Origin of the sequence: Agrobacterium sp. rho-13.3, assembly GCF_033957765.2 — a bacterium.
Lineage (GTDB): Bacteria > Pseudomonadota > Alphaproteobacteria > Rhizobiales > Rhizobiaceae > Agrobacterium.
In genome coordinates this window covers 1,601,969-1,617,307 of record NZ_CP192775.1, presented here as the reverse complement: position 1 = coordinate 1,617,307, position 15,339 = coordinate 1,601,969, and the positions used below count along the sequence as shown (strand labels likewise).

The 15,339-nt window shown below is 55.0% G+C and carries 12 protein-coding genes; 3 read left to right on the top strand and 9 right to left on the bottom strand.

Annotated elements, in window-relative coordinates:
- The first annotated feature begins 43 nt into the window (after window positions 1–43).
- Entirely contained in the window at window positions 44–1,297 is a 1,254-nt protein-coding gene (locus RMR16_RS22195; RefSeq protein ID WP_320197777.1) for an LVIVD repeat-containing protein, read from the top strand.
- Between the two features lie 5 nt (window positions 1,298–1,302).
- Window positions 1,303–2,673, top strand: a complete 1,371-nt coding sequence (locus RMR16_RS22190) for an LLM class flavin-dependent oxidoreductase (protein ID WP_320197776.1) — start codon at window positions 1,303–1,305, stop codon at window positions 2,671–2,673.
- 58 nt (window positions 2,674–2,731) lie between these two features.
- On the opposite strand, the gene mgrA is transcribed toward RMR16_RS22190, so the two are convergent.
- Genes mgrA through RMR16_RS22175 form a run of 3 tightly spaced genes read right to left on the bottom strand, consistent with a single transcriptional unit; the run spans window position 2,732 to window position 6,356 of the window.
- The gene (mgrA, locus tag RMR16_RS22185; protein ID WP_320197775.1) at window positions 2,732–3,775 is read right to left on the bottom strand and encodes an L-glyceraldehyde 3-phosphate reductase; all 1,044 of its coding nucleotides are present in this window, start codon (window positions 3,773–3,775) and stop codon (window positions 2,732–2,734) included.
- A 38-nt stretch (window positions 3,776–3,813) separates the two neighbouring features.
- Entirely contained in the window at window positions 3,814–5,076 is a 1,263-nt protein-coding gene (locus tag RMR16_RS22180) for an SfnB family sulfur acquisition oxidoreductase (RefSeq protein ID WP_320197774.1), read from the bottom strand.
- Between the two features lie 11 nt (window positions 5,077–5,087).
- Window positions 5,088–6,356, bottom strand: coding sequence for an SfnB family sulfur acquisition oxidoreductase (locus RMR16_RS22175; protein WP_320197773.1), 1,269 nt, complete (start codon window positions 6,354–6,356; stop codon window positions 5,088–5,090).
- A 197-nt stretch (window positions 6,357–6,553) separates the two neighbouring features.
- Here RMR16_RS22175 and RMR16_RS22170 point away from each other — a divergent pair, with 197 nt between their 5' ends.
- The gene (locus RMR16_RS22170; RefSeq protein WP_320197772.1) at window positions 6,554–7,972 is read left to right on the top strand and encodes an LLM class flavin-dependent oxidoreductase; all 1,419 of its coding nucleotides are present in this window, start codon (window positions 6,554–6,556) and stop codon (window positions 7,970–7,972) included.
- Between the two features lie 74 nt (window positions 7,973–8,046).
- On the opposite strand, the gene RMR16_RS22165 is transcribed toward RMR16_RS22170, so the two are convergent.
- The 6 genes from RMR16_RS22165 to RMR16_RS22140 form a co-directional block, all read right to left on the bottom strand.
- Window positions 8,047–9,051 (bottom strand): ABC transporter permease, encoded by a 1,005-nt coding sequence (locus RMR16_RS22165; protein ID WP_320197771.1) that lies wholly within the window; start codon window positions 9,049–9,051, stop codon window positions 8,047–8,049.
- A 1-nt stretch (window position 9,052) separates the two neighbouring features.
- The gene (locus RMR16_RS22160; protein ID WP_320197770.1) at window positions 9,053–10,084 is read right to left on the bottom strand and encodes an ABC transporter permease; all 1,032 of its coding nucleotides are present in this window, start codon (window positions 10,082–10,084) and stop codon (window positions 9,053–9,055) included.
- Complete coding sequence (locus RMR16_RS22155; RefSeq protein WP_320197769.1) at window positions 10,074–11,633, bottom strand: sugar ABC transporter ATP-binding protein; 1,560 nt, start codon at window positions 11,631–11,633, stop codon at window positions 10,074–10,076. The genes RMR16_RS22160 and RMR16_RS22155 overlap by 11 nt, the downstream gene beginning before the upstream one ends.
- Window positions 11,634–11,748: 115 nt before the next feature.
- Complete coding sequence (locus RMR16_RS22150; protein ID WP_320197768.1) at window positions 11,749–12,753, bottom strand: substrate-binding domain-containing protein; 1,005 nt, start codon at window positions 12,751–12,753, stop codon at window positions 11,749–11,751.
- Window positions 12,754–12,895: 142 nt separating this feature from the next.
- The gene (locus RMR16_RS22145; RefSeq protein ID WP_320197767.1) at window positions 12,896–14,077 is read right to left on the bottom strand and encodes a YeeE/YedE family protein; all 1,182 of its coding nucleotides are present in this window, start codon (window positions 14,075–14,077) and stop codon (window positions 12,896–12,898) included.
- Window positions 14,078–14,160: 83 nt separating this feature from the next.
- Window positions 14,161–15,090, bottom strand: a complete 930-nt coding sequence (locus tag RMR16_RS22140) for a sulfurtransferase (RefSeq protein ID WP_320197766.1) — start codon at window positions 15,088–15,090, stop codon at window positions 14,161–14,163.
- Between the last annotated feature and the right edge of the window lie 249 nt (window positions 15,091–15,339).

The following is a 15,339-nucleotide window of genomic DNA, read 5'->3' as shown; positions in this document are numbered from 1 at the left end:
CCCTGCACGGTGCCTTTTCCATTTTCAGCATCAAGAGACAATCATGCATATCCCAGACCTGCCCAAGCCGGATTTCGCCCGCAACATGAAACTCATCGGCCACAGCGATATAGGCGGCAGGGGTGACGGACTGCAATTGATGGTGCATCGCGGGTATGCCTATGTGGCGCACCCTTGGTCACAGGGCTTTTCAATCGTGGATGTGCGCGATGCAAAACATCCCAAAACCGTCAATTATATGCAGGCTCCGCCCAACACCTGGAACATTCATCTCCAGACGCATGATGACCTTTTGCTCGTCATCAACGCGCTTGATCTGTTTGCAGATGTGGAGAGTTTTACCGACGAAAAGGCCTACTACACCAAGTCCGTCGGCGAGACCGTTGCTGCAAAGGCGCGTCAGCGCAGTTGGACGGCGGGCATGACCGTGTTCGATATTTCCACTCCCGACCGCCCGAAAAAGATCGGGCAGCTTGATGTCGAGGGCGTTGGTTTCCATCGCCTGTGGTATGTCGGTGGTCGTTACGCCTATGCATCTGCACTGCTGGACGGTTTTTCCGATTACATCTTCGTCACCATCGACCTTGAAAATCCCGCCAAACCGGAGCTTGTGGGGCAATGGTGGCTGCCGGGCATGAACCTGGCAAAAGGAGAAACACCGAACTGGGGCGAAGGCAAACGTTATGCTCTGCACCATGCGCTGGTTAACGGAAACACGGCCTATGCCTGCTGGCGCGATGGCGGGCTGACATTGCTGGATATTTCCGATCATTCGGCTCCCAAACTCATCAAACACCACAACTGGTCTCCTCCTTACGGTGGCGGTACCCATTCTCCGCTGCCTCTGCCGGGGCGCGATCTGCTGGTGGTTGCCGATGAGGCGGTGGCAGACAATGAAGAGGATGGCCGGAAGCACACATGGGTTTTCGATATCCGCGTGCCAGAAAATCCGATCAGTATTTCCACATTCCCGATCCCCAACGAGATCGATTACACCAAAACAGGTGGCCATTTCGGCCCCCATAATCTGCATGAAAACCGGCCCGGCTCCTTCATTTCAGAAACATTGATCTTCGCCACATGGCAAAACGCCGGCATCCGTGCTTTCGATATTTCCGATCCATACCATCCGGTCGAGACCGGCGCTTTGGTGCCAAAAGGACCAGCGGTGATGACCGACCAAAGGCCCGGACGCCCGCAGGTTATCCAGTCGGCAGATGTGTTCGTCGATGCCGCTGGCCTGATCTACGCAACCGACTACAATGCCGGTCTGGAAATCATCGAATATGGTGGCTGATTTGAATGCCTAAAAAAGAAATACGCCTGAACGCCTTCAGCATGAACTCCATAGGCCACATAAACCATGGCCTATGGACGCATCCACGGGATCGCTCCACCGAATACAACACGATCGGCTATTGGACCAAGTTCGCGCAAACGCTTGAGCGCGGGCTGTTCGACTCGATCTTCATGGCCGACATTCTCGGCGTTTATGACGTTTATGGTGGATCAACCGATCTCGTGCTTCGGGAATCGGTGCAACTGCCGGTCAACGATCCGATGATGCTGGTGTCCGCAATGGCGGCATCCACTCAGCATCTCGGCTTCGGGATCACGGTCAACGCCAATGCCGAGCCGCCCTATCTTTTCGCCCGCCGCATGTCGACACTCGACCAGTTGACCAATGGGCGCATGGGCTGGAACATCGTCACCGGGTATCTCGACAGTGCCGCCCGCGCCATCGGCCAGACGGCAATGGGTGCCCATGACGACCGCTACGACCAGGCGGATGAGGCGCTCGAGCTGCTTTATAAACTCTGGGAAGGCAGTTGGGCGGACGACGCGGTGCGCGCCGACAAGCATGGCCGAGTCTATGCCGATCCGGCCCGCGTCCGTTCCATCAATCATCAGGGCAAGTTTTATCAGTCGCAGGGTTATCACCTCAGCGAACCCTCTCCGCAGCGCTCGCCGGTTCTTTATCAGGCGGGCAGTTCTGAGCGGGGACGCGCTTTCGCGGCACGCCATGCCGAATGTATCTTCATTTCAGCGACAGATCGCGCAGCGGCTCAAAGGACGTCACGACTGTTACGGGCGGAAGCGGTCAAGGCGGGGCGCGCTCCTGATGACATCAAGATTTTCGTGGGCATCAGCGTTATCCCCGGTCTGACGGACAAAGACGCACGCGACAAACACGTCGATTATTGCCGATATGCCAGCCCGGAAGCCGGGCTGGCGCATTTCTCGGCAGGCTCCGGCATTGATCTTTCCCGTTTTGCCATGGACGACCCCATCATCAAGGACAGTGGAAAAGGCAATGCCATCCAGTCTGGTATCCAAACTGCGAGAGAGCGTGGCTGGACGAAGCGCCATTTGCTTGAAAGCCTCTCACTGGGTGGCCGTTATCCAACATTCATCGGCACGGCATCCCATATAGCAGATGAACTGGAAGCATGGATCGATGAAGGGGAGATCGACGGATTCAATCTGACACGGACCGTCGTGCCGGAATGCTACGATGATTTTATCGATCTGGTCATCCCTGAACTGCAATCCCGGGGGCGGTACAAGACTGGATATCAGGAAGGCACGCTTCGCAGCCGTCTCTTCGGGAAGGGTGACCGTTTAGCGGAACCTCACGCGGCAAGCGTGTTTCGCTTTCCAGCCGATCATTGACAAAAAACGACCGCCCAGACGCATATCCGGGTGGTCGCGATCTTATATCGAGAGAGCCTTAAACCGCTTCGTCGTGAGACGGCTTTTCCCAAAGATTGATGCCGCCCTCGACTGCATAACGGTCGATCTCGGCCAGTTCATCCGCTGTGAAATACGGATTTCTCAGAGCCGCGACATTTTCCTCAACCTGCTTTGCAGAGCTTGCCCCAATCAAAGCCGAGGTGACACGTTTGTCGCGCAGGACCCATGCAATGGCGAGTTGGGCCAGCGACTGACCACGTTCGCGTGCGATCTCATTCAGCGCCTGCGCCCGTTTGATGTTCTCTTCCTTCAGATGCTCAGGCCGCAGGAAATCACCGCCGGGGCGATTGACGCGGGCGTCCTGCGGGACACCGTTCAAATATTTGTTGGTCAGCAACCCCTGCGCCAGCGGCGTAAAGGCAATCAGGCCCGCGCCAACCTCATCAGCCGCATCCAGAAGGTCTTTTTCAATCCAGCGGTTGAAGAGATTGTAGGCGGGTTGGTTGATCAAAAGCGGCGTGCCGCGTTCTTTGAGAAGTGCGGCAATCTCCCGTGTTTTGGCACCGGAATAAGACGATACGCCGACATACAGCGCCTTGCCCTGACGCACGGCCTGCGCCAGCGCATCCGCCGTTTCTTCCAATGGTGTCTCGGCATCAAAACGGTGCGAATAGAAGATATCGACGTAGTCTACGCCAAGCCGTTTCAGGCTCTGCTCAAGGCTGGACAGCAGAGCTTTTTTCGATCCACCGCCGCGACCATAAGGGCCCGGCCACATATCCCAACCTGCCTTGGTGGAGATGATCAGCTCGTCACGATAGGCGGCGAGATCCTGTTTCAGAATATTGCCGAAATTGATTTCAGCGCTTCCCGCCGGCGGGCCGTAATTGTTGGCAAGGTCGAAATGCGTAATGCCCAGATCGAATGCTTTGAACAGGATAGAGCGCTGTGTTTCGAGCGAGGTCGTATCGCCGAAATTGTGCCAAAGCCCGAGAGAAAGGGGAGGAAGTTTGAGCCCGCTGCGGCCAACGCGACGAAACGTAGCCTCGTCATAACGGTCGGGATTAGGGTGATAGGTCATGCTGTATGTCCTGATGAGATGTCAGAGTTGTCGTAAAATCAGATGGCCCCGTGGCGGGGCGGCAAGGTGCCGTTGAGATAAAAATTGCCGATATGGTGGTATTTCCAGCGCACTGGATCATGCAGGGAATGGGTTCGCGCATTGCGCCAGAAGCGGTCCAGACCGTAACTTTCCAGCGTAGAGCGTGCGCCACCCAGCTCAATGAGTTTCGTTGCGGCGAGCTGCGCAGCCTCCGTACCAAGCGCCTTCACCTCGGCAACAGCAACCGATGCAGCAGCAACGGTTTTTTCATCGGGTGAAGCCGTTGCCAGGTCGAGAATGCGCCCTGCCCGTGCCAGCAAAGCATCAGCAGCATGAACACGAATAGCCACATCGCCCACCGCGTGAATGGTGTGCGGATCTTCGTAACCGTGTTCGATATCCAGTTCGAAAAACGGGCGGGCATGGGCACGAACATAGGAAACCGTTTCGGCAAGCGCACCGCGCGCAATACCAACCTGAACAGCAGCATGGATGATCTGCGCGAACGGCCCCATGGGCGTTGGCCGCTCAAAAACGATCTGCTGATCCACCACCTGGAATGGAGTAATTTCCACATCGTCAAATGTGACGCTGCCGCTGCCTGTTGTCCGCTGGCCAAACGATGTCCAGTCGTCGATGAGGTTCACGCCTGCGGTAGAACGATCAATGAAAACGATGTTGACGCGCTCATCCGGTCCTTTGGCAACCGCAACGATGATATGCGCAAAGAGCGAACCCGTCGAATAAAACTTCTGCCCATTCAGAAGCAACTTGCCATCCCGCTCGGCAAAATGCGTTTTATAATCAACCGGCGTCTTCGTGCCGATTTCGGTAAACGCGTTGCCCAGCCTGTCGCCATCCAGAACCCGCTGGAAATAATGCTTTTTCTGCTCGTCGCTGCCCGCAAGTCGTAACGCTTCCACCATATAGAAATGGTTCTGCGGTATCTGCCCGATGCTGCCGTCTGCGGCTGAAATGATGGCGGTGACTTCCGCCAGCGTGACCGCCGACACTTCCGCACCGCCATAGTGTTTGGGCACGGTAATCGCCCACAGGCCACTTTGTGAATAACGCTCTATTTCCGCCAGCGGCAAACGCCGCTCCCGGTCGCGTTCCGCCGCTCCTGCGGCAAACTCGCGGGCGAGTTCCTTTGCAATAGCAATCGCTTCGTCATCGCTTGTGATGATGTGGGCGAGCTTTTGGCGCGGTGGCACATGCGGCGCTGGTCTACCAGCCGTCAATGCGGCTTGGCGATGCAGCGTTCTATCCGTTGTTGTCATGTCAAAGAACCTCAGTTCCATGCATGGCGCGGCGGGTGCGCACCATTGAGGTAATAATTGCCGACATGGTAAAATTTCCAGCGCACCGGATCATGCAGCGTATGAACGCGAGCATTTCGCCAATGGCGGTCCAGTCCATGTTCTGCAAGCGTCGAGCGCGTTCCGGCCAGCTCGAACAGCTTGTTGGTCGAGAGAATAGCGATTTCAGTTGTGAGAACTTTGGATTCACCGGTTTTGATCGTCGCTTCCGAAACCGTCTCCAGCGTGGAATTGGCACGGGCCACATCAATGCTGCGGCCTGCGATCTCCAGCAGTGCCTCAGCGGCATGAAGCTTGATCTTCAGGTCGCCGATGGCAGCAATCGTGAACAAATCTTCGCTGGCGGTTTGCTTGCCGCTGTCCACCCATGGGCGGCTATATGTGTTGATGAATGAAATCGTGTCATCGATCGTCCCGCGTGCGATGCCTGCATCGATGGCCGATTGAATGATCTGCGACACAGGGCCGCCAACGGTTGGGTGATCGAAGGACGTCACTTTCAGCGCCCGCGCTTTAGGCACGCGCACATTTTCGATTTTGACGGAGCCTGACGCAGTCGTGCGCTGACCAAAGCTGGACCAGTTGTTGGTCACGGTAAGGCCGGGCGCTTCCCGATCCGCGAAGACAAGATAACCCTGCCCGTTCTCATCAACACCGACGATAGGAACGATATGGGCAAGCAGCGCCCCTGTCGTATAGAATTTCTCACCATTGACGATCACGTCGTCGGCGTCGTGGACCACCTTGGTTTCAAAATCAACGACGGTCTTGCTCTTCAATTCCGAAAAGGCATTGCCGTAACGAAGTCCCTGAAGCGCCCAACCGAAAAACAGCTTTTTCTGCTCTTCCGTTCCATCCAGATCAACCGTCGCGATGATGGCGAGGTGGTTCTGGGTGGTCTGGGCGATAGCCGGGTCAGCGGCAGCAATGGTAGCGATGACCTTTGCAAGCGTGGCATAGGAAACCTCCGGTCCACCATATGCCTTTGGCACGTTGATACTCCAGAGCCCGCTTTGCGAATAATCATCAAGCTCGTTAACAGGCAAAAGTCCTTCGCGATCACGAAGGGCGGCTCCAACCTTGAACTTCTCGGCAAGACGCTCCGCTACCTCGATAGCTTCTGCATCGCTTCGAACAATATGCGCGGGAACTGAAGGGCGTGGTCTGGGCGCAACCGGATCTGCGGAATTGACGCGTGGATGGATGGTATAATCAATCTTGGTCTCAGAAATCGTGCCCATGCAATGGCCTCACAAACGGGTTAAATCGGCTCGGAAGAGCATCGCACAGGCGCGCAACCATAAAAGTAATTCTATGTTTTTTATACGATAATATGAGGTTGTTTTTTCTTCTCTGGTCTCGATAGAGGGTATGGACGCTCTTCCTCATCATTGCCGCTAGCCCGTATCGTCGGCAATACGAAAATGTGGAGTCGACCATGAGCAAGACAATTCGTTTCAATGCGTTCGATATGAATTGCGTTGGGCACCAATCACCGGGATTGTGGGCGCATCCGCGCGACAAATCATGGAAATACAAGGATCTGGACTACTGGCAGGATCTTGCCAGAACGCTTGAAAAAGGCGTTTTCGACGGCATTTTCATCGCGGACGTGATTGGTTATTACGACGTCTATAAGGGCTCGAACTACCACGCTATTCATCAGGCAGCACAAATCCCTGTCAACGATCCGTTGCAGCTGGCAGCGCCCATCGCGCTCGCAACAGAACATCTTGGCATCGGCATCACGGCCTCCACGTCTTTCGAGCACCCCTATACCTTCGCCCGCAGGCTTTCCACGGCCGACCACCACACCAAGGGCCGCATCGGCTGGAACATCGTCACCTCATACCTTGAGAGCGGGGCTAAAAATATTGGCGAAGGTGGTCTGCGCCGCCATGACAACCGCTACGAAGTGGCCGCTGAATATATCGAGGTACTCTACAAACTTTTCGAAGGCAGTTGGGAAGAAGGTGCTGTTCTGCGCGACCGGGAAAAACGCATTTTCACAGACCCTTCCAAGGTTCACGAAATTGGCCATAAGGGCAAATATTTCGACGTCCCCGGCTATCATTTGTCCGAACCATCACCGCAGCGCACGCCGGTTCTGTATCAGGCTGGTGCGTCCGGCCCCGGCAAAGCTTTCGCAGCGGAACAGGCCGAGTGCATTTTCGTTGCCGCACCCACCAAATCCGTTCTGAAAGCCCATGTCGCGGACATGCGCCGCCGCGTGGCGGAAGCCGGTCGTGATCCAAAGAAGGTTTACATCTACACGCTGATCACCATCATCACCGATGAGACCGAAGAAAAGGCCCAGAAGAAATTCGAAGAGTACCAGAACTTCGTGTCCTATGACGGCTCGCTGGTTTTCATGTCCGGCTGGAGCGGCATTGATTTCGGACAATATGCACCAACCGATGCGGTCAAGAAGGTGGAAACCAACGCCATTCATTCCTTTGTTGAACACGTTGCAGGGGGCGACAAATCCTGGACGATCGATGAATTGGCAAAGTTCGGTGGTATCGGTGGTCTCGGCCCGGTTTTTGTTGGCTCCCCTTCCCGCATCGCAGATATTCTTCAGGAATGGGTAGACGATACCGACGTTGACGGTTTCAACATCGCCTACGCGGTCACGCCCGATAGTTTTGAGGATGTCGTGGGATACATCGTGCCGGAACTTCAAAAGCGCGGCGTTTACCCGACAACCTACAAACCCGGAACGTTGCGCGAGAAACTGTTCGGAGATGGCGACTATCTGCCTGCAAACCATCCCGCAAATCGTTATCGGGATATCGAAGCGGTTAAACGGGAAGAAGCAGCGTTCAACGCCGCAACGCTGAAAGAAAGTGTCGCCTGAACAACGACACGCCACCGGGCTCATAACGGTGGCGTGTTTTCAAACTGCGATATGGCGGAAAATGAGAAGCAACGTCATGAACGTTGCAACGCTCCTTTGTTTGCCGCACCGGCGACCAGCACGACAAAGATAAGCAGGCCCGTGGCAACTTGCTGCCAATAAAAGTTAAGGCCTGACAGCAAAAGCCCGTTCGCAACAATACTCAGCAGCAGCACTCCGAGCACGGTGCCAACCACGTTGGGACGGCCATTGGGGTTGAGGGTTGTCCCGATGAATGTGGCACCAATCGCATTCAGCAGAAAGGCGCTGCCGGATGAAGGAATATAAACGGTGACAGTCGAGGTGACGATCAGGCCCGCAATTGCGGCAATCAATGCAGCAACGATGTAGGTCGTGGCGATCTGGAGCGACCACCGGATGCCGGAATAACGCACCACACTCGCCTGAATGCCTGACGCAATGATCACCCGACCGAAGCGGCTTCGCGAAAGCACGGCCCATGCGGCCAAAATAACCACAAAAGCGATGATGAGCGGAACAGGAATACTCAACAGGCTACCATGGCCAATGCTGCGGAATGTTTCAGGGATGGTCGCCGGAGGAAGATAAACCGGATTCCCGCCGTTCGTGAGAAGCTGCTGAATGCTTCTCCCGACAAACAAAGTGCCGAGTGTTGCGAGGAACGGCGAAATTCCAATTCCTGAAATGAGAATTGCGTTGAAAACGCCGACAAGCCCGCCGCCGAGAAGTCCGGCTATCCCGGCCACCCAGACAGGTTGCCCGGCCAGCACGAGCGAGACAAAAAAGAAGCTGGCAAAGTCGATGGACGTTCCGACCGAAAGATCAATGCCGCCTGAAGCGACAACAAAAGTCATCGCAATCGCTGTGATGGCCAGCAGCGTGAAATTATTGACGAGCAGGCTGACGAGGTTGGCCGATGTTAAAAATGACGGCGCCACCAAAGAGAACAGGATAAAGACAAGTAATAGGATGATTGGCAGGGCATATCTCGTCACGAGCGCGTAACGGTTTGCCGCCTTTGTTCCCAATGCGGGAAAGGGTGCTGTTTCAGACGCCATCTTAGCGATTCTCCCTGCGTAGAATGGTTGTGGCAGAGACCACCAGCAGGATCAGAACACCCTGAACACCGTTGACCAATGTGCTGGAAATATTGAGAAGCTGAAAGCCGTTGATAAGGCATCCAATGAAGATTGCCGAGAGAAAGGTGCCTGTGATCGTTGGCACAAGCCGGCGTGAGAAGACCGAACCCAGCAACGCGATAACGACCACCGGCAGCAACATTTCTCCGGCACCCGTCGTGCTGCCACTGAGATATGAGACAGACAGAATACCGGCAATGCCGCCACACAATCCGCTTGCCAGAAACGAGCCCGCAACGAAGCGTTTAACCGGCAAGCCTGACGCGCGCGCAGCCTCCGGGAATTCGCCAACGGCATAAAGGCGAAGACCAATCGGCGTGTATTGAACAATGGCCGTTGCCAAAACCGTGACGATGACCAGCACATAAGCCAGAATAGGAATATCCAATGGTCCATAAGCGGAAAACGCGGATAGAAAATCAGACGAAGCCGGGATGACCGTGTTCTGGGTCAGAACCAGCTCCAAACCCGCGACGACATTCATGACAGCCAATGTTGCAAGCAGCGGTGCGATTCCGGCGACGGTGACAGCGATGGCATTGACCAGGCCGATCAACACGCCGACGGCAAGTGCGCCGCCTACCGCAACACCATCACCATATCCTGCCTGCAACAGAGTGGCATAAGTTGCGGCACTGAGGCCCATATTGGCAGCAAGCGACAAATCGATGCCGCCTTTGACCACGTTCGAGCCACCCGCAATCAAAACGACGGTCAAGCCGATAGCGAGAACCCCAGCGATAGCCGACTGGGAGAGCACATTCCCGATATTGCCGACCGAGAAGAAAAACGGCGTCGCCACAGAAAAATAGATGAACACAACGGCGAAAACAGCCAATGCGCCGCCGCGCAGAAACAGTGTCTCGAAGCGCTTCGACAGGCCGACCCTGTCCGTATCAACGGCAGCCGAACCGTCAAAATCCACGGCGCCATAAGAAGTATCAGCGACCATATTCATGTCCTTCAGACGCGCCCGTCACCTCGCCAAGCACCTGCTGTTGGTTTGCCTGCGATGACTGGAATTCGCGCACGATCCGACCGCGGTAAAAAACCAGTATACTATCTGTGATACCGAGCAGCTCCTCGATATCCGACGACAGGACGATCACGCCTGCACCGCGTTCAACCAGTTCACCGATGAGGTTATAGATTTCGACTTTGGCCGCGATATCGACACCGACGGAAGGCTCATCCAGCAGATATATCTCTGACTGACGGCTGAGCCATTTGGCCAGCGCCACCTTTTGTTGATTGCCGCCAGACAGCGTCCGCACAAGCGCATCATGCCCAGCCGTCTTGATTTGCAACCGGCCGATAAGATCATTGGTATGGCTTTGTTCCTTGCCGCTTTTTAAAAAACCGAGCTTTGAAAAACGGCCGAGACTTGCAAGGGTCGTATTCTCGCTGACTGTCATGTCCAGCGCGACGCCGTCACGTCTGCGGTCTTCGGGAACCAGTGCAAGTCGCTGTCTGGTCGCTTTCGCCGGGGATGCAATGGACGCACTTTCACCGGACACCTGAATGGCACCGGACGATGGTTTTTCAAGTCCAAAAAGCGAACGGACAACCTCTTTCGCGCCTGATCCGACAAGGCCGGTAAAGCCGAGAACTTCGCCTTTTCTCAGCTGAAAACTGACATCACGATATTTGCCTGCGAGGCTCAACCCTTCAACATGAAGAAGGCTTTTGCCTAGATCGACTTTAGCCTTGGGATAAAACTCATCGATTTTGCGGTTCACCATCAGTGCACCGATCTGCGAAGCAGATGTGCCTGCCACCGGCAGGGTTGCAACGTCCTTGCCATTGCGCAGTATCGTCACTGTGTCACAGATATCAACGATCTCACCCAAATAATGTGAGATGTAGATGATGGTTATTCCCTGATCTCGAAGTCTGCGAATAAGGCCGAATAGTAGATCGGCCTCTCTCCGGACGAGCGCTGCGGTCGGCTCATCAAAAACCAGAACCTTCGGGTCCGCCAGCAAAGCACGGGTGATTTGGACGATTTGCTTTTCGGCGGCGGTGAGCTCTGAAATCAGCGCTGAGGTTGGCAGTTTCACACCGAAGTATCGCTCCAATGTCTCGTCGGCGCGGCGGCGCATCACGCCGCGATCAAGAAACGGTGTACCAGCAATCCGTGGTTCCCGCCCCAGGAACAGAGCTTCGCCAACCGTGAATGTCGGCACCAGAAGTCGATCCTGATGAATGAAGTGGATACCAAGGCTTTCGACCAGATGCGGCGTCAGCCTCTCATATGTTTTTCCATCAATCTCTATCACGCCACTATCGACAGCGTGCAGCCCCGCAAGCAGTTTGATGAGCGTAGATTTTCCCGCTCCATTCTGGCCGACGAGGCCATGAACAGTCCCTTGAGCGACACTGAGCGAGGCGCCATCCAGAGCCTGAGCGCCACCAAAAGCCTTCCTGATATTCTGGAAACTGACGATGGTAGCGTTGTCCCGAACGTCAAGAGGCTCCTCAATATTGGGAGCGAAAGCCATAGGAATACCTCCTTGAGCGTCGCACGCCCTAGTTTTCAATCGATGTGTCGTCTTGGGTCGCGGTATCAAGGATAAAAAATGCACTCGCGGATTATCCACGAGTGCACTATGGCCATTAGCCTATACCGAGCTTTTTGGAGACTTCAGCAACGTTTGCCTTGTTGGCCAGCAATGCAGGCACATAGGTTTCACGCGGAAGCGTCTGACCTGCCAGATGGCGCGCCACATTCCTGATGGCAATTCTGCCAAGCTCCGCAGGCTGCTGCGCAACATCGGCAGCGGCTGGCGAATTCGGATCGGCAATCAACTGAAGAACTTCAGGGCTACCATCCACGCCATACGTCTTGATTTCCGTGCGTCCCGCAGCCGCGAGCGCCTGCGTGGCACCGAGCTGAGGGATATCCCAGGCAGACCAGATGGCTTTGATGGAACCCTTTTCAGGATATTTGTTCAGGATTGCGGTGATCTGCGTGAAGGCATCCTGAACGGTGTTGGGTATGACGTCGCGCAGTTCCGGCTGAATGATCTTAATCTTGGGGAAGTACTTCGTGACGTTGACCAATTGATCGTAGCGGATTGCGCAAGGTGTTACGCCGTAAAAGCCGTTGAACACGACGATGTTGCCTTCGCCGCCAATATCGGACACGAGCTGGAGCGCCAGATCTTTGCCAATGCCCCAATTGTCGGAGGTGGCATTGTTCAGGGAATTGTTCGAACCCACATCGATGGTCAGAACAGGAATTCCTGCGTCACGGGCTTTCTTCAGCCAAGGATCGATCACACTCAACGTGCCCAGCAGTTGAACGATGGCATCCGGTTTTTGAGCGATAAGCGTCTGCAACTGCGAAACGAGCTTGCCATCATTGCGACCGGCATCGACGGCGATCGGTTCGCCACCCAGTTTTTTCACTTCATCGATTTGAGCATTGTAGGCCTGCAAGTCGAAGAAGTGATCCGTCCCCGTCGCACTGATACCAATGCGCTTGCCTTTGAGAGACAGCCCTTCATCGGCAAAAGCACCGCTCTTCGCGACAAGTCCAACACCGGCTGCCAGACCAGCGACCGTGGTGAGCTTAAGAAGATTGCGGCGGTTGAGGCCAGAGATAACGTCGTCTGTCATGGCACATCCCAGTTAATTTATATAATCCATAATTAGTATTAACTATTGAAATCAGACAGGCAGGATTTTCCAAAAGCGCAGACTTGGAGAAAATTTTTGAATCTTGTTTCGATACGGCGCGAAAAGGTGGCGTCGCCAGACCTCAAGGCCACGCAAAGCGGCGTTTGAAAAACAGGCCGACAAACGCACCGGCACCGCAGAAAAGCAGAAAGACCCAACCGGACAACGCCCCCGCATGAATGCCGGACAGCAGAACGCCAACTGTACATCCCAGTGCTGTCATTCCTCCCCAACCCATCAACACCCCACCGATAAACCGCGAGATGATTCCGCGTGGAGTTGGCCATGATGGGACGAATTTTTCTGCAATGAGCGCTGAGGCGAAGCTGGCAACGATCAGCCCCGCTACAAACACGCCATTGGGTGAAAGGAGTGTCGTCTTGATGGCGCTGATGCAGCCTCGCACGGTATCAAGACCCGCAAGGGTTTCTGGCGTCCAACCGTGCGATGTGCCCACTGTTCGGATGATGCTGCCAAGTTCTGCTGTGACGCCGAGAGGGGCAACGCGGAAATAAGCAAATGCGCTGATGGCCGCAACCAGAAGGCCGGTTATAGTGGGCGGCCAGCGCTCGATGAAGATGGCGGAGAAGGCTTGCTGTAGTCGGCTTCCCCGAAAATTTGGCACATCGATTGGCTCTGAACGGTCGATGTAAAGAACAAGGGCAATCAAACCAGCCAGCAAGAGGAAGGACAGCGCGAGCGTTGGACCGTAGCCAAGATAATGGGGCAACCATACGGGCACGTCATCGAAAACGCTAAGCGTATACAGGAAATTCCAGCTGAGAAATGCCAGCAGAAATCCGAAGCCCGCGCCGATGATTGCGACGATAGAGCCGAATGCTCCTTCTCCCAGCCGATAAAAGTGTCCCGAAAGGCAAGAGCCGGACAGCGCGGCACCGAAGCCGAAAACGGCAGATGCCACGGCCAGCACCCAGCCAACCGGCCCGATATGGGCGTTGGGTGGCAAGCGATCTGGTTGCGGCACCGGGACCCACGCCATCATCACGACCTGATAGAAAACAACGCCGGCGACGAGCGCAACCAGAATTGAGAGAACGCCCTCAGACCGTTTGCTTTCAACGAGATCTCGAAGATTGCACAGGAAACAAAAGCGTCCCCGCTGAAGCACGACACCAAAGGCAGCGCCTGCAACAAACGAGAATGCGAGTTGCCTGCCGTTTTCTTGCGATGCAAGCCAATTACTCACTGCCACCAATGCAACGAAAATCGCGGCGGCTGCCAAGCGACCAGATGTAAAAGCCATGAAACCCACCGGCATGCGATCGTGAAAAATCGCCGGCGCACCGTTTCAGGTGCGCCAGCTTCATTTGTTTGAGGACAGTGCTGTTATTTGCCGGTCCATACGGTTCCGGTTGGGTTGGCGATCGGAACGCCGACCGCGTTGCCGTATTCCGTCCAGGAGCCGTCATAGTTTCGCACGTCGTAACCCAGAATTTTCTTGAGTGCGAACCATGTATGGCTCGACCGTTCGCCAATGCGGCAATAGGTGATGATAGGCGCGGAACCATCGATGCCTTTTTCCGCATAGATTTTCTTGATCTCGTCTGCGGATTTGAACGTGCCATCCTTGTTGACGATGGTTCCCCATGGAACATTCACGGCGCCCGGAATATGGCCCGCGCGCACCGAGAGTTCCTTCACGCCATCAGGCGCAAAAATCTTGCCGGAATATTCATCAGACGAGCGGATGTCGATGAGTTTGATATTGTGCTTGCCCTCGGCAACGGCAACAACATCAAGAAAACGTGCCCGCACCTCAGGATTTTGTTCCGCGAGGGTTAGCTTGGTTTCCTTGGTACCCTTTGTTGCCGTATCCAGCGGCAAGCCTTCTGCTTCCCACAGTTTGCGACCGCCATCCAGAATCTTTACCCTGTCGCCAAGACCGTAGGTTTCGAAAACCCATGCGCCCCAGGCGGCAAACCAGTTGTTGTTGTCGCCATAGAGAACGATCGTCGTGTCATCCCCCACACCGGCCTTCTGTAGAAGAGACTGGAAATTTTCACGCGACGCAATATCGCGGCGCTGCTTGTCCACGAGGTCCGTGTGCCAGTTCAGGTTTGCAGCACCGGGAATATGGCCTCGCTCGTAGACGCCCGTATCGACACTCACCTCGAACACCTTGACCTTGGGGTTCTCCAGGTTCTGCTTGAGCCAATCAGCCGTCACCAGCGCGTCCGAAGCGCTCGCGGCCGTCAGAGATACGGTAGAAAAAAACAGCCCTGTCAGAGCAGATACAATCAGTTTGGTCTTCGACACGTCCTTCATCCCCTAGCTTATCTGGAGCGTCGTGGTTTCATTTGGACCCGACACAAACACTCCAACCCGTTGAACCCTGCGCATCGTGCTTTCCAACACCAATCCCGATTTTGGGCCGATACGCTTGTGACCAGGAGACAGTGCCAAGAGAATTAGCTTAAGCGAAGAAACAGCATTCCTTATTTTCCATAGAAAAAGAATAGTATGGCTCAAAAACAACCAATGACTGAAAATTAGAAATTTACCGCC

What these genes read in the sequence shown, in the direction of transcription:
- RMR16_RS22195 (WP_320197777.1), top strand. Translation starts at nt 44, where the DNA reads ATGCATATCCCAGACCTGCCCAAGCCGGATTTCGCCCGCAACATGAAA.
- RMR16_RS22170 (WP_320197772.1), top strand. Translation starts at nt 6,554, where the DNA reads ATGAGCAAGACAATTCGTTTCAATGCGTTCGATATGAATTGCGTTGGG.
- RMR16_RS22155 (WP_320197769.1), bottom strand. Translation starts at nt 11,633, where the DNA reads ATGGCTTTCGCTCCCAATATTGAGGAGCCTCTTGACGTTCGGGACAAC.
- RMR16_RS22165 (WP_320197771.1), bottom strand. Translation starts at nt 9,051, where the DNA reads ATGGCGTCTGAAACAGCACCCTTTCCCGCATTGGGAACAAAGGCGGCA.
- RMR16_RS22145 (WP_320197767.1), bottom strand. Translation starts at nt 14,077, where the DNA reads ATGGCTTTTACATCTGGTCGCTTGGCAGCCGCCGCGATTTTCGTTGCA.
- RMR16_RS22150 (WP_320197768.1), bottom strand. Translation starts at nt 12,753, where the DNA reads ATGACAGACGACGTTATCTCTGGCCTCAACCGCCGCAATCTTCTTAAG.
- RMR16_RS22175 (WP_320197773.1), bottom strand. Translation starts at nt 6,356, where the DNA reads ATGGGCACGATTTCTGAGACCAAGATTGATTATACCATCCATCCACGC.
- mgrA (WP_320197775.1), bottom strand. Translation starts at nt 3,775, where the DNA reads ATGACCTATCACCCTAATCCCGACCGTTATGACGAGGCTACGTTTCGT.
- RMR16_RS22180 (WP_320197774.1), bottom strand. Translation starts at nt 5,076, where the DNA reads ATGACAACAACGGATAGAACGCTGCATCGCCAAGCCGCATTGACGGCT.
- RMR16_RS22190 (WP_320197776.1), top strand. Translation starts at nt 1,303, where the DNA reads ATGCCTAAAAAAGAAATACGCCTGAACGCCTTCAGCATGAACTCCATA.
- RMR16_RS22160 (WP_320197770.1), bottom strand. Translation starts at nt 10,084, where the DNA reads ATGGTCGCTGATACTTCTTATGGCGCCGTGGATTTTGACGGTTCGGCT.